Origin of the sequence: Bacillus sp. FSL R7-0646 (genome assembly GCF_037969865.1) — a bacterium.
Taxonomy (GTDB): Bacteria; Bacillota; Bacilli; order Bacillales; family Bacillaceae; genus Bacillus; species Bacillus licheniformis.
This window is the reverse complement of sequence record NZ_CP150217.1, coordinates 3,729,585-3,743,377: the sequence shown is the minus strand read 5'-3', so window position 1 is coordinate 3,743,377 and position 13,793 is coordinate 3,729,585. Positions and strand designations below refer to the sequence as shown.

General features: G+C 46.8%; 13 protein-coding genes. 9 read left to right on the top strand and 4 right to left on the bottom strand.

Translation table 11 applies throughout. The features are described 5' to 3' along the window. Positions 1 to 141: 141 nt before the first annotated feature. The 3 genes from spoIID to MKY62_RS19465 all read left to right on the top strand — a co-directional run bounded on the left by spoIID (position 142) and on the right by MKY62_RS19465 (position 3,227). The gene (gene spoIID, locus MKY62_RS19475; RefSeq protein WP_003185995.1) at positions 142 to 1,158 is read left to right on the top strand and encodes a stage II sporulation protein D; all 1,017 of its coding nucleotides are present in this window, start codon (positions 142 to 144) and stop codon (positions 1,156 to 1,158) included. Between the two features lie 317 nt (positions 1,159 to 1,475). Then, positions 1,476 to 2,162: a VWA domain-containing protein gene (locus MKY62_RS19470; RefSeq protein ID WP_003185993.1), complete on the top strand. Its 687-nt coding sequence runs from the start codon at positions 1,476 to 1,478 to the stop codon at positions 2,160 to 2,162. A gap of 408 nt (positions 2,163 to 2,570) precedes the next feature. After that, positions 2,571 to 3,227, top strand: a complete 657-nt coding sequence (locus MKY62_RS19465; protein ID WP_044051842.1) for a VWA domain-containing protein — start codon at positions 2,571 to 2,573, stop codon at positions 3,225 to 3,227. A 46-nt stretch (positions 3,228 to 3,273) separates the two neighbouring features. Here MKY62_RS19465 and MKY62_RS19460 read toward each other — a convergent pair whose 3' ends face one another. Then, the gene (locus MKY62_RS19460; protein ID WP_009329743.1) at positions 3,274 to 5,625 is read right to left on the bottom strand and encodes an FdhF/YdeP family oxidoreductase; all 2,352 of its coding nucleotides are present in this window, start codon (positions 5,623 to 5,625) and stop codon (positions 3,274 to 3,276) included. Between the two features lie 32 nt (positions 5,626 to 5,657). Further along, positions 5,658 to 6,920, bottom strand: coding sequence for an OFA family MFS transporter (locus MKY62_RS19455; protein ID WP_003185985.1), 1,263 nt, complete (start codon positions 6,918 to 6,920; stop codon positions 5,658 to 5,660). Between the two features lie 261 nt (positions 6,921 to 7,181). On the opposite strand from MKY62_RS19455, the gene fdhD reads away from it, so the two are divergent. The 3 genes from fdhD (at position 7,182) to MKY62_RS19440 (ending at position 9,643) form a co-directional block, all read left to right on the top strand. Then, the gene (gene fdhD, locus MKY62_RS19450) at positions 7,182 to 7,973 is read left to right on the top strand and encodes a formate dehydrogenase accessory sulfurtransferase FdhD (RefSeq protein WP_003185983.1); all 792 of its coding nucleotides are present in this window, start codon (positions 7,182 to 7,184) and stop codon (positions 7,971 to 7,973) included. Positions 7,974 to 7,988: 15 nt separating this feature from the next. Then, positions 7,989 to 9,014, top strand: a complete 1,026-nt coding sequence (gene moaA, locus MKY62_RS19445; protein WP_003185982.1) for a GTP 3',8-cyclase MoaA — start codon at positions 7,989 to 7,991, stop codon at positions 9,012 to 9,014. Between the two features lie 149 nt (positions 9,015 to 9,163). Further along, on the top strand, positions 9,164 to 9,643 hold the full coding sequence (locus tag MKY62_RS19440) for a hypothetical protein (RefSeq protein WP_003185980.1): 480 nt from the start codon (positions 9,164 to 9,166) through the stop codon (positions 9,641 to 9,643). Here the strand turns inward: MKY62_RS19440 and MKY62_RS19435 are convergent. Continuing rightward, a complete protein-coding gene (locus MKY62_RS19435; protein ID WP_003185978.1) occupies positions 9,524 to 10,063 on the bottom strand; it encodes a PH domain-containing protein in 540 nt (179 codons plus the stop codon). The genes MKY62_RS19440 and MKY62_RS19435 overlap by 120 nt on opposite strands. A 171-nt stretch (positions 10,064 to 10,234) precedes the next feature. On the opposite strand from MKY62_RS19435, the gene MKY62_RS19430 reads away from it, so the two are divergent. Together MKY62_RS19430 and MKY62_RS19425 are read left to right on the top strand one after the other, a co-directional pair. Then, a complete protein-coding gene (locus tag MKY62_RS19430) occupies positions 10,235 to 10,636 on the top strand; it encodes an Rrf2 family transcriptional regulator (protein WP_003185976.1) in 402 nt (133 codons plus the stop codon). Between the two features lie 74 nt (positions 10,637 to 10,710). Continuing rightward, positions 10,711 to 11,352, top strand: a complete 642-nt coding sequence (locus MKY62_RS19425) for an NAD(P)-dependent oxidoreductase (protein WP_003185975.1) — start codon at positions 10,711 to 10,713, stop codon at positions 11,350 to 11,352. A gap of 44 nt (positions 11,353 to 11,396) precedes the next feature. Here the strand turns inward: MKY62_RS19425 and MKY62_RS19420 are convergent, their stop codons facing one another. Then, positions 11,397 to 11,783 (bottom strand): DUF5362 family protein, encoded by a 387-nt coding sequence (locus tag MKY62_RS19420; RefSeq protein ID WP_031314738.1) that lies wholly within the window; start codon positions 11,781 to 11,783, stop codon positions 11,397 to 11,399. 333 nt (positions 11,784 to 12,116) lie between these two features. On the opposite strand from MKY62_RS19420, the gene MKY62_RS19415 reads away from it, so the two are divergent. Next, positions 12,117 to 13,712, top strand: a complete 1,596-nt coding sequence (locus MKY62_RS19415; protein WP_003185971.1) for an AraC family transcriptional regulator — start codon at positions 12,117 to 12,119, stop codon at positions 13,710 to 13,712. The last annotated feature ends 81 nt before the right edge of the window (positions 13,713 to 13,793 follow it).

Here is a 13,793-nt window from a genome sequence, read left to right as displayed (position 1 = left end):
TATATCAGTATGCCTCCCATATCTATCATTATGCACAAGAATTGCTTTTAAAATACGTAGCAGCAGTTGAAAAAGTACAGTCATATTAGCTTGTCCCCGCCCATAAAATGAAAGAGACAAAACAGAAATGGGGGCACTGATTTGAAACAGCTCATAATTGTACTAGCAGGAATCTGCACGCTGATTTTACTCATACCAACACTGCTTGTCCTCCCTTTTCACGGGGGACCGGGGGCAATTAAAACAGAGAAACACGCTCAGCAACACGAGGAAAAAAAGAAAGTCACCTTAAAAGAGTCTCCCGTTTCAATTCCGGTCTACAGAACGGCTGACCGGAAAGTTGAAGACATTCCGCTTGAAGAGTATGTCATCGGTGTCGTTGCCTCGGAAATGCCGGCAGATTTTGATATCGAAGCTTTAAAAGCACAAGCGCTGGCAGCCCGCACATACATTGTGAGGCAAATGGTGTCAGAGCAAGCTGTACAGTCGCCGAAAGGCTCGCTGGTCGATGATACGCAGATGTTCCAGGTGTATAAAAACAAAGAGGAGCTCCGCAGGCTGTGGAAGAAGGATTACGATTGGAAAATCAAAAAGGTGACCGAAGCTGTAGCCAGTACGCAAGGCAAAATTTTAACCTATGAGCATAAGCCTATTGATGCTTCGTTCTTCTCGACGAGCAACGGGTACACCGAGAATGCCGGAGCTTATTGGACAAGTGATATTCCGTACCTGCAAAGCGTGAAAAGCTCCTGGGACACAAAATCGCCGAAATTCCTGAACCATAAAACGTTTACTGTCGCTGAATTTGAACAAAAGCTCGGTGTCAAGCTGCCCGGTTCAAACAGCATCGGAGAGATCACCGAAAGAACGCCGGGAAAACGCGTAGCGACTGCCGTCATCAATGGAAAGAAGCTTGAGGGAAGAGATATTCGCGAAAAGCTCGGCCTCAAATCGGCAGACTTTGATTGGAAACGCGACGGGAATCAGATTACAGTCACGACAAGGGGATTTGGACATGGAGTGGGAATGAGCCAATACGGTGCGCATTATATGGCGAAAGACGGCAAGAAAGCAGAAGACATCGTCAAGTATTATTACAAAGGAACAGCCGTATCCAATGCAGATGAATTTTTAAATAAATACATGGCGAAAAAATAAAACAAAAGACGTCTGCCTCTTGGCGGCGTCTTTTTGAATATCATCGAAATTTGGCATTCCCATGAATTTGATGCACGCTAAATTATTATACAAATATTTCTAAAAACATGTGCCGGAGGGCTTGCTGAACAGCGTCAAAAGGCCGCAAACGCCGTATCAACAATAGGGGTCACAGGTTATAAAGTCTATTTTATATACTTGTTGTATGATGAATTGAATAACGAGGAAAAGGAGACATGCCCTATTTATTTCTCCCTGGTGTTCTTCTACGATAATAATGTGTTAACGACTTTATTTCAGAAAGGGGAAAGGGAGAAATGAAGAAGAAGATGACATTGGGCATTTTGACCGCTATGGTTCTCAGTCTTGGTTCGCCTGCTTTTGCAGCTGAGAAAAAACAGGAGGTAACAGTTGCCGAAGATGCGCCCAACGTTGCGATTATGCTTGATGCAAGCGGCAGCATGGCTAAAAAGATCGGCGGGGTCTCAAAATACGAGCTTGCCAAAAATGAAGCGTTCAGCTTTGGTTCCAAGCTTGAAAATGCAAACGTGCTCATGAGAGTTTTCGGTTCAGAGGGAAACAATAAAAATTCCGGAAAAGTGCAGTCCTGCAATGCAATCAGAGGGGTGTACGGCTTCCAAACGTATGACGAGCAAAGCTTCCGCAATTCCTTAAACGGCATCGGACCGACCGGATGGACACCAATCGCAAACGCGCTGCAAGATGCAAAAAACGCGCTTGACCAGCTGGACAACAACGGGAAAAACGTCGTCTATCTGCTGACAGACGGTGAGGAAACATGCGGAGGCAATCCGGTAAAAGTCGCAACAGAACTGCGCAAATCCAATGCGGTTGTCAACGTGATCGGCTTTGATTATGAAGGAGACTTCCACGGACAATTGACCAGTATCGCAGCAGCTGGCGGCGGTGAATATTTCCAGGCAAAAACTAAAAATGACATCAAAAGAATTTTTACTCAGGAAGCAATTGAGCTTTCTAAATAAACTGGAAAAAAGCTGTGGACATGTTTCCGCAGCTTTCCTTTTGTGATGAAAAGATTGTCAAAAGTCAAGAAAAATACTTTACAAATATTAAGTTATTGTGTCAGAGCGTTGAACCCTGCTGCGTCCTTTGGAGGGGTTATTTGTCGTAACGGTAGCTTTATTGGGATGAAATCGGCCTTTTAGCAGACTTTTTTGATAGGTCTTAAGTGAATGCGTCGATCGATTATCGTAAGGATTATGAAGAATTTGTGAATTTGAAAAGGAGATCCGGCCTATTTATTTCTATCAAGCCTTCTTTTACGATGTTGGTGGACTTGATCTCATGCGGAAGATCGGTCCGAAAAAACAAATGCGGAAAGGAAAGTGAGAAAGTTGAAAAAGAGGTTTGCTCTGTTGACAACGTTCACCATGCTTTTGTCATTGGCGCCGGCAGCAGCTTTTGCGGCTGAAAACGGAAATGCGGACAACAGCAAAAAAGATGTCAATGTTGCAGTTGTGCTTGACGCAAGCGGCAGCATGGCACAAAAGGTTGAAGGAGAAAGAAAATTTGATATTGCCAAAGAATCCGTAACCGATTTTGCCGACCTGCTTTCAAGCGATGCGAATGTCATGCTGAATGTTTTCGGACATAAAGGCAACAATAAAAACTCAGGAAAAGAAGTATCCTGCGGTACGACTGAAACCGTCTATGATCTGCAGCCGTTTTCTTTCAATTCATTCGAAAACGCTTTAAGCGGAATCAAGCCTACAGGCTGGTCTCCGATTGCAAAATCTCTTTATGATGTAAAAGATGATCTTGCCGATAAAGATGGGAAGAATTATGTCTACATCGTGACAGACGGTGAAGAAACATGCGGAGGGGATCCTGTTCAGGCAGCAAAAGATCTGCGCAAATCCAACATTAAAACGATCGTCAACATTGTTGGGCTGGATGTAAAAACCGTGAAAGAAAAAGCAAAGCTTAAAAAAGTAGCTGACGCCGGCGGCGGAAAATTGATTGAAGCCGACTCAGCTTCTGATTTTAAAAAGGTATGGAAAGAAGAAGGCGTAAAACTGTCTCAGTAACTCCATACGAGAACGGGACGGCAGCAGAGCCGTCCCGACTGTTAAGCTAATCGGTCGACATTTCGAGTTCTTCGATTCGTTTTTCCGCATAGCGCGGATCTTTTCTCGAATGGAAAATCTCCGCCTTTTCAATCATGACCGCCGTGTTGTATTCCGGAATACGGGCATGGTTTTCGTATACGCCTTTAGGGATCAGCACATTTCCTTCCGGCCAGTAGACTGCCGTGTTTCCGCGTTGTACGCCGGCATATTTTGCCCGCCCTTGGAAAGTTCCGTAGCGGTTGAATAGAACGATCGCTTCTCCATCTTGAATATAAAGCTCCTCGGCATCTTTTGGATTGATCATGACATCCCGGCGATCTGCAGCGTTGAAAGGATCTTTTTCACTATAAATCATCGAGTTGAACTGTTTTCCGCGCCTTGTCGTAACGAGAAAGCGTCCTTCCGTTTGTCTGTTTTCAGGAAGATCGACAGGGATCAGGTTGCCCCTGCCGTCTGCCGTCGGACAAACACCGCCTTCACAAAGCCAGGCGCCGCCCCATTGAAAGACATCTCCGCGTTTTTTTAAATGCTGAATCCCGTCATAATTCCGGTTGGCAGCAGCGATTTCTTCACGGATTTCCGCAGCGCCGTCAAAATGGATCAGTTCTTTGTCTTCGGGCCGGACCCGTTTGGCGAGATCTACATAAATTTCCCATTCTGAACGGGCTTCTCCGATGCGCGGTCCTTTAATTTCGGGGCTGAAGTATACCATCCGTTCCGTACTGGTCGAGGTTCCTCCGCCAGGCTGTTCATACCTTGTCATCGCAGGGAGAATGATGACTTCCTCTTTGGCATCGACCAGGGTAGAGGTATTGAAGATGATGTCCTGATGGACTCTCACTTCAACTTCCTGCAATGCTTTTTTGATAAAATCAGGGTTCGGCATCGTCTCCAAAAAGTTTCCTCCGCTTGTATAAAACACTTTTACTTTTCTTTCGCTTCCGCTCGGCAGCAGCATGTTTTCGATCGTCTGGCCGATCGTATCGCCTTGCCAAGTCGGTAAGCGGAAGCCCCAAACCTTCTCGATCCGTGCGGCATTTTCCTCGTCAAAATCACCGCCTGGGAGGACGAAAGGATCGGCACCCATTTCTCCAGAGCCCTGCACACCGCTGTGCCCTCTGATCGGCATAACGCCGCAATGCTTTCTGCCGATGAATCCTTGTAAAAGGGCGAGATTTGCCACCTGTGAAATGTTGTCGGTCGCAAAACGGTGCTGTGTGAGCCCCATGCTCCAAATGAAAACGCCGGTTTTCGCCCGGGCCAGCAAGACGGCGAATTCTTTCATTCTCTCTTTTGATATGCCGGATGACTCTTCAAGCGTCTTCCAATTTTGTTTTTCGATGTGCTGTTTAAGCTCAGTGAACCCGTTTGTGTGTGCATCGATAAAGGCGCGGTCAATGCTTGAACCTGGTGCCTCCCGCTCCATTTCAAACCAGTGCTTCATCACCCCGTTCATAAAGGCAATGTCGCCGCCGATATTGACTTGGTAAACATCATCGGTGATTTTGGTGCCGAAAAGGGCGCTCTCAGGTATCGATGGAATCCAGTATTTCTCCATCGATGGCTCCCGGTACGGATTGATCATAATGATTTTCGTTCCCGCTTTTTTGGCGGCATACATGTATTTTGTTGACACCGGCTGATTATTGGCAGCGACAGACCCCCAGAAGACGAGGACATCCGTTCCGATCCAGTCTCGGTAGCTGCAGCTTGAGGCGCCGATGCCAAGGGACCTTTTTAAAGCCGTTTTGCTTGGCGAGTGGCAGATCCGCGAGGCGTTGTCAATGTTGTTTGTGCCGATAAACCGCGCCGCTTTTGCGGCCGTATAGTACACCTCATTCGTTATGCCTCTGGCTGTTAAATAAAAGGCGAGCTGCCGTTTATCAATCGATTTGATTTTGTCCGCGATTCGGCTGAGCGCTTCATCCCACGAAATTCTCGAGAACGATCGTTCACCATTTTTTCTCGACAGCGGATAGGGGATGCGTCCAAGCTTTCTCAGCTCGGTGCTGTCCAGCTTTCGCAGCTGTTCGATGTCGGCGGACAGCCATTTGTCCTCGATCGCAGGCATTGTATTTAAGCGCAGGACGTTCAGCCGCGTCGTGCATAAATGAGGGCCTGTGAGCGTCTGATCGCGGAGTCCGGACACACCGAGCGCACAGCCGTCGCACACGCCTTGCGTCAAAATTCTGTAGGCGTACGGAAGGTTGTCTTTATTGTCCCACGCTGTTTTCATCGTATCTCTGATATGCTTCGGCTTTACCTTTCCGAGTCCCATCGGCGCCCAAGACGCCCACAGTTTTGGCGCGGGCTTTTTATTCAGCTTCATCGGACCTTGATGCTTTGTTTTTCCCATTCCCTTCTCTCCTTTCCAGCGGATACTGCAGATCATCCTTTTAGCGAGTTTGAGACATGAACCGCCGCTTTTTTCCGCAACTGTTTAATGTCCGTTCTAATGAATATCGAAATGAACAGGGCGATGGCGAACAGTGCCGCAAACACCGTCAGGCTTTGGCTGTAGCTCCCTGTTGCATCGCGTACCCAAGAAGAGAACATCGGGCCTGCAAGCCCTGCCGCCGCCCAAGCCGTTAAAATGTATCCGTGGATCGCACCGAGCTGCTTTGTTCCGAACAAATCCCCGATATAAGCCGGAATTGCGGCAAACCCTCCGCCATAGCACGTATAGATCAATGCCATCAAAACAGAGAAGGCGGCCTTGTCGGAAATGAACGGCAAAAGCGGGAAGGCGATCAGCTGTATGGCGAAAAAGACGGTATACGTATTCGGCCGTCCGATGTAATCAGATACAGAGGCCCAGCCGATGCGCCCTAAACCGTTAAATGCGCCCAAAACGCCGACGAGCGCGGCGGCCGCGGCGGCGGACATGCCCGCACTTTCCTGCGCCAGCGGTGAAGCGATTGATATGATGGCGATTCCGCACGTAACATTAATAAAAAGCATCAGCCATAAATAATAAAAGCGTTTCGTTTTAATCGCTTCATTTGCCGTCAGCTGGGAAATATCAGCGCTTTGTGCTCTTCCGCTTTTTCCGGTTGAAAATCCTTCAGGCTGCCAGCCTTCTTCAGGCGGGGCGAGGTAAAGCGAAGAGAGCATCATCACAAGAAAGTAGCAGATACCGAGAATAAAAAAGGTGTTGGCTATACCGACCGCTGAGATCAGCTTTTGCATGATCGGGCTGCTGATCAAAGCCGCAAATCCGAAGCCCATAATGGCAAGCCCTGTGGCCAAGCCGCGGCGGTCAGGAAACCATTTAACAAGCGAAGATACGGGTGTAATATAGCCGACGCCGAGTCCGATCCCTCCGAAGACTCCATAAAACAAATAAAGCAGGGGAAGGGAGCCGATCTGAACGGCGAAGCCGGAAAACGTCACGCCAGCTCCGAAGAAAAGTGCGGCGAGCATGCCTGCTTTTTTGGGGCCGTGTTTTTCGACGAAGTGTCCCAAAAATGCGGCTGAAAGCCCGAGAAATAAAATAGCGATGCTGAACGTCAGACTGATCTGGCTGAGGCTCCAGCCGAAGGTTTCAGCGAGCGGGTTTGTAAAGACGCTCCATGCGTATACCGACCCGATTGACAAATGAATGCCTACAGCACATAAAGCAATGAGCCACCTGTTTTTCGCTTTTTTCATGTGAGAACCCCCTGTTGAAAAAGGCTGTAATAAAGACAGAAGGCTGCCGGGGAGCGATTGTTTGAAAGCGGTTTCTGAAGTTGCTGCGAAGAAGGGCAGTCTGTTTGAAAAGTGAATATTTTTTGAACTTTTAAAAAATAATATCATGTTTTCAAGCTATCAACAAGATGAAGCTTCCAAATTTGACCTGACGGTTGTGAAACGGCATGATAGACGAGTATAGTAATAGATATAGTAAGAAACAAAGGGGCGGAGTTATTCATGGGGAAAAACATCACAACAAGCCGAAAAATTTTCCGTTATGATAATGGAGAGCTGGTGCAGCAAGAAGATCAGATGGCGACGGAATTCCCCCTGACTGTCATGGTGAACGGCGAGGAATTTGTCACGCTTGTTTGCTCGCCGGACAGCCTGGAAGAACTGGTGATCGGATTTCTCGCATCTGAAGGGGTGATCCGATTTAAAAATGAGATTAAAAGGTTTACAATAGATGAAAGCCTCGGGTTCGCATATGTCGACCTTGTCAGCACAAAAAAGCTGCAGCTGAAGGATTACACAAAGCGGGTGATCGGCTCCTGCTGCGGAAAAGGGAGGCATTTTTATTTCCAGCAGGACGTCAAAACCGCAAAAACAGCGATTGACGGCGTGACCATTACGCCAGAGAACTGTTTGAAGCTGATGCGCGACATGCAGAAAAGCAGCAAGCTTTTTCACCATACGGGGGGCGTTCATAATGCCGCTTTGTGCAGCACAGACAAGCTGATTGCAGTCAGATCTGATATCGGAAGGCATAATGCGCTTGATAAATTGTACGGATATTGTTTGCTTCATCAGGTTCCTGTGCGCGATAAGCTGATCGTATTCAGCGGCAGAATTTCTTCGGAAGTGCTGCTTAAAGCCGCGAAAATCGGGGTTTCCGCGGTCATTTCCAAGTCGGCGCCGACCGAGCTGGCCATTCAGATGGCAGAGGAGCTGAATATCATGACGATTGGTTTTGCGAGAAACCGGTCATTCAATGTATACACGCATCACGAGCGAATTCAGTTTTCATAAAAGGAGGCAACAGGCGTGAACACCAACAGTGAACAAGTTTTGGATCAGAAAAGCCGGCCGCTTCGGGATTTAAGAATTTCTGTCACCGACCGCTGCAACTTAAGATGTACGTATTGCATGCCTGCAGAAATCTTTGGGCAGGATTATCCGTTTTTGCCAAAAGGCGAACTGTTGTCCTTTGAAGAGCTTGAACGATTGGCCAAGCTGTTTGTTCATCAGTTCGGGGTAGAAAAAATCCGTCTCACCGGCGGAGAGCCGCTGATGAGAAAAGATATGCCGGAATTAGTCGGGAAGCTTGCAGGGATCAAAGGGATTCGCGATATTGCGATGACAACGAACGGCGTTTTGCTGCCGGTTTACGCTGACAAGCTGAAAAAAGCGGGGCTGAAACGTGTAACGGTCAGCCTGGATTCCCTGGATGATGAGCGTTTCAAATCGATCAACGGAAGAGGCGTTTCCGTCAGCAAGGTGCTGGCCGGAATTGAAGCGGCGAAAAAGGCCGGACTCGGCGTCAAGATCAACATGGTCGTCCAGAAAGGGGTCAATGAGAAGGATATTTTGCCGATGGCCCGCTATTTCAAAGAAAAAGGCCATATTTTGCGGTTTATTGAGTTTATGGATGTCGGGAACACAAATGAATGGAACCGTCAGTCAGTGGTGGCCAAAGCGGATATCATCCGGATCATCAATGAAGATATGCCGATTGAACCGATCGACCCGAACTACGAAGGAGAAGTCGCAAAACGATACCGATACCTGGACGGCTCAGGAGAAATCGGTTTTATCTCTTCTGTATCCGATGCTTTTTGCACCACATGCAACAGAGCAAGACTATCGGCGAAAGGCGAGCTTTTCACATGTCTTTTCGCATCAAGCGGGTTTGATTTAAGAACCTTGATCAGAAGCGGGCAGACCGATCAGGAGCTGGCGGAGGCGATCGGCACCGTCTGGCGGAATCGCGATGACCAATATTCTCTCGACCGCGCTCTTGCAAAAGCGGTTCCGCGGAAAAAGGTTGAAATGTCCTATATTGGAGGATAATTGACTGCTCCTGAGAAGGCCGTCCATAGAGTAGATGGGCGGTTTTTTTCATGCTGAGGTCTGCTTGTTTTGCATATTGACAGGTTTGATACGGGGGAAAAGCGGAAATTTTCTTAAAAAACATTGCCTGAAACAGAAAGGATGATTGAATGTTCGGACTGCAGGATATTGTCAAATTCCTCTGGTCGTTCTTGATCGTTTTTCCTGCCGTGTCGGTGCTTCATGTCTTGGGCCACAGCGCCATGGCGGTGTTGTTCGGCGGGAAATCTTCGCTTGAAATCGGGATGGGCAAAAAATTGCTGAAAATCGGCCCTGTTCAAATCAGAAGTGTCTACTTCATGGATTCCTTCTGCAAATACGGGGATTTAAAATACGATAACCGTTTCACGAATGCGATGATTTATGCTGGCGGATCGCTGTTTAACTTAATGTCTATATTTATTATCAATCTGCTGATTATCAAAGACATCATACCCGAAAATATTTTTTTCTACCAATTTGTTTATTTTTCAACCTATTATGTATTTTTTGCTTTGATTCCCGTGAGGTATTCCGAAAATCATCTTTCTGATGGAATGGCAATTTATAAAGTGCTGAGGTATGGAGAGAAGTACGATATTAATAACTGAGCAGCCGGCTGCGGGCACATCCCGGAGCCGGCGTTTTTCAGAATGAATGATGTCTTCAGGCAGTTTCTTTAGCTTTCGAACGGCTTCGACGAATGTCTCTAAAGGATCACAGCCGCTAAAATATTGAAATGCTTCCCGATCCCCGTTGTTCATCACGACGAGATGATCGCCTCTTGTTACCAGCCCTTTTTCGCGGCGAAACGAGGTGACGGCATCATAGCGGATGTCAAGATGAAAAGGGGAGCCAAACAGGGAGGAATAAAACATGAACCGCCTGTCAGTGGCGGCAAGCACGCCTCTGTACGGAGTGTAACGTGCAGACAGTCTCGCGTTATAAGCGCAAAGAATAATAGATCTGATCTCTTCATTCGGCTCAAGCCGGCTATCCAAAGCTGCTTTTCCTTCTGTTATCTCCTTCATTGAAAAACACTCCTTTCATCAGTAGATACGAAAGAGACTGTGAAAAAGTTCCGAAGTGAGACGTGAGGGTTTGAAAAAATTTTTATTTATTCTTGCGATCATTAAGGATATGATAAGAGTTGACAAAAACGTGACCTGTAACTATAATAATTACATCGGTGGTGAAAACATATGGTGAACACCCGTCTTTCAGTGGCCATTCATATATTGTCTTTAATCGCCGCAAACCCGCGGGAATCTTCGGAAATGATCGCCGGGAGCGTTAATACGAACCCGGTTGTAATCAGGCGCATGATCAGCCAGCTCAAAAAAGCCGGTATTCTGACGTCGCGGCCGGGAGTGGCCGGGGCAAGCCTGAAAAGAGATCCCGAAGATATATCTCTGCTTGATATTTACCGCGCGGTTCAGCCGCATGAGGAATTATTTGCGATTCATGACAAGCCGAATCCAAACTGTCCGGTTGGAAGACAAATTCAAACAACGCTTGATCAAACGTTTCACAGCGTTCAGCAGGCGATGGAGAACGAATTGGCCAGCAAGTCTCTTAAAGACGTCTTAACTCATCTCTTTTAAACAAGAGATGATGTTTCATCATCAACATGTAACAAATCTTGTTACAAATAATCAAATTATTGGAGGAAGCGATTATGAAAATCGGTATTATCGGTGCAAGCGGTAAAGCGGGCAGCATGATTTTAAAAGAAGCATCAGAAAGAGGACACGAAGTGACGGCAATTGTCAGAAGTGCGTCAAAAATGGCGAACAGCGATGCAGCTGTCATTGAAAAAGACATTTTCAACCTGACAGCGGCAGACATCAAAGGACTGGATGTTGTCGTCAATGCATTCGGCGCGGCCCCAGGGCAGGAGCATCTCCATGTTGAAGCTGGAAGAAAGCTGATTGAACTGTTTAAGCAGGTTCCTGAAACAAGATTAATCGTCGTAGGCGGTGCAGGCAGCCTTTATGTCGATGAGGAAAAAACAACCCAGCTGTACGATACGCCTGAGTTTCCTAAAGAATACTTGCCGACGGCTAAAAATCAGGGGCAGAACCTTCAGGATTTGAAAGAAGCAGATGGACTGAAATGGACGTTCATCAGCCCGGCGGCATTTTTTAATCCGGAAGGAAAGCGAACAGGTTCTTATCAAAAAGGTCAGGAAAACTTAATCGTAAACACCGCCGGAGAAAGCTACATCAGCTATGCAGACTACGCCATTGCAGTGGTGGACGAGGCTGAAAAAGGCGAGCATGTCAATGAGCGTTTCACTGTTGTCGGAGAAGCTCAATAATAAAAGCCTGTCTCGGAAATTGATCCGAGACAGGCTTTTGATCATCATTCGTAATAATAAGGATCATACCCGCTGTAAGAATCGGCTAGAACACCTAAAAAGATCAGGAAGAAAAAAACGATTATGCATAAAATGAAGATCACAATATTCGATAGTAAGTAGAAAAATTGCCATTTCATAAACTTCACATAGTTATCAAGCAAGGCTTCATGCGGTTCTTGCGGCATGTCATGACTCATTTTCTGAGCGGCGTTTGCCGATTTAAGAAGATAGATTCCTGAAAAAATCATCAGCACACCTGGAGCGGCTCCGATGATAAGCAAAGAAATTCCGAAAAAGGCATAGATGCCTCCGGCGATAATCATAAAAACTCCGGTTATTTTTCCCCATTTTGCAATCGCATCAAGCGATTTTTTCATGCTGTCTGTCATTTCCAAAATAAGAAGTCACGCCTTCCCTGTAAATATAGTAATTTCTCTATAGTTATACACTAGGTAAAAGGATATTGAAATGATAAGTATTGATTTTTTATTATATTTTAAAGTGCGGATTGGGCAGATGGTCTCTTTGGATACATTATTCCACAATAAAAGTGACTGTGTTATAGTAAATCGTAAGAAGCATATCAGCTATAAGTGATGTGAAATGCACCTTGCAAACTGGTATTTTGTGCCGGACAAGCACCCCGCAACCAATTTACCATATTGTTTTAGGGGCATTTTTATTTTTTGTAATATCACTGGGTTAAGAAAGGCGGTTTTTCTATGAAATCTTCTTATTTCTATCGTCTCTTGCAAATTGATCATATAAGAAAGCCCGGCGATCTTCCGGATGAACAGCAGCTCGCAGACTCTTTCGTTTTGATCTTTCATTTGAAGGGTGAAGGCAGAATCGATATACAAGCATCAGGCAGACCCCTCCAAAAAGAAACGCTGTATATCGTTCCGCCTTATGAAACATTCGGAATCACAGCTTCGTCAGAGGAAATCAGCGTTTATCTCATCAGGCTGCAGCCCTACTGCTATGAAGACCGCCGCCTGACGCTTCAAGCAGACACCGACCCTGACGCTTTTTCCGACCTTCAGATGATGAATGTCCATCCTGTCGGAAATCTGGCCTCCCGTCTTCAGGAACTTTCCGCCTTATGGCCGGCATCTTCAGCGCTCCAGGAGCTGAAATGCCAAGCAGATCTGCAGCAGCTTCTGTACGATATCTATTCGGCCAAACTGACTCATCCCGAAAACACCGCATCAGCCATAGGAAAAACAAAGGAGTATATTGAGGAGCATTCAGATGCACACCTGACGCTTGATCAACTCGCGCAAATGGCCGGAATCAGCGCGAAGCACTACAGCGAAACGTTCAAAAAGCTGTACGGTCAAAGCGTGACAGAGTTTATCACTGAGACGCGGATGACGAAAGCGAAGCAGCTGATGGCAAAAGCGAGCTACAAGCTGAGGGAAATTTCAAGCCAAATCGGATATCAGGATGAATTTTATTTCAGCAGGACGTTTAAGAAGCATACAGGCTTATCCCCGACCGTTTATATGAAAAAAAGGCGCAGAAAGCTGGCTGCCTACGGCCAGAACACGATCGGACAGCTGATACCGCTTCACCTCATTCCTTACGCCGCTTCCCTGCATCCGAAGTGGACATCATATTACTATAAGCATTACGCGGCAGATATTCCGGTCCATCTGAGCGCATACCGCTTTCACGAGCCGTGGGAAGAAAACCTGCGGACATTGTCATCGGCTGACCCGGAGCTCATTATCAGCATGGACAGCGTGTCTCACGAGGAACGGGAACAGCTCCAGTCGATCGCGGATGTCTTCTTTTTGCCTTCACAGGAACAATGGAGGAGGCATTTTATGCTGACCGCATCCCATTTGGACGAAGAAGCGGAGGCTCACAAATGGCTGCTGTCTTACCAGCGTCTCACCGAGACCGCGAAAGAGGCGCTTTATCCGATCTGCGGACGCCGAAGCTTTTTGTTTTTGCGCTTGCATAAACACGAGATTTATCTGGCGCATAACCGTTCTGTTCAAGATGTATTTTTCGGCGACCTTGGCTTTGAATCGGCTGTGTCGCTGGAAGAACCGACTGACCGGGCCGTGTCGATCGAAACAATCGCAGCCTATCAGCCGGATATCATTATGATTTTCATTTTTAAAGAGCCGGAGACGCTGGCATTCTACAGGGAGCTTCAGCAGTCGGCTGCTTGGCAGGATTTGAAAGCGGTGCGGCATCACCGGGTGTATCAGGTGAATTCTGATCCTTGGCGGGAATATTCCGCATGCAGCCATGAACGAATCATCCGCCAGGCGGTTCGGCTACTGTCCGGAAAAAATCCATTTTAATTGCCGGATATTATCCATGGTGTTATCGAAGAGGCTTACCTATAATTTTAATTGATAATAGTTATCAATTAAATCAGGGGG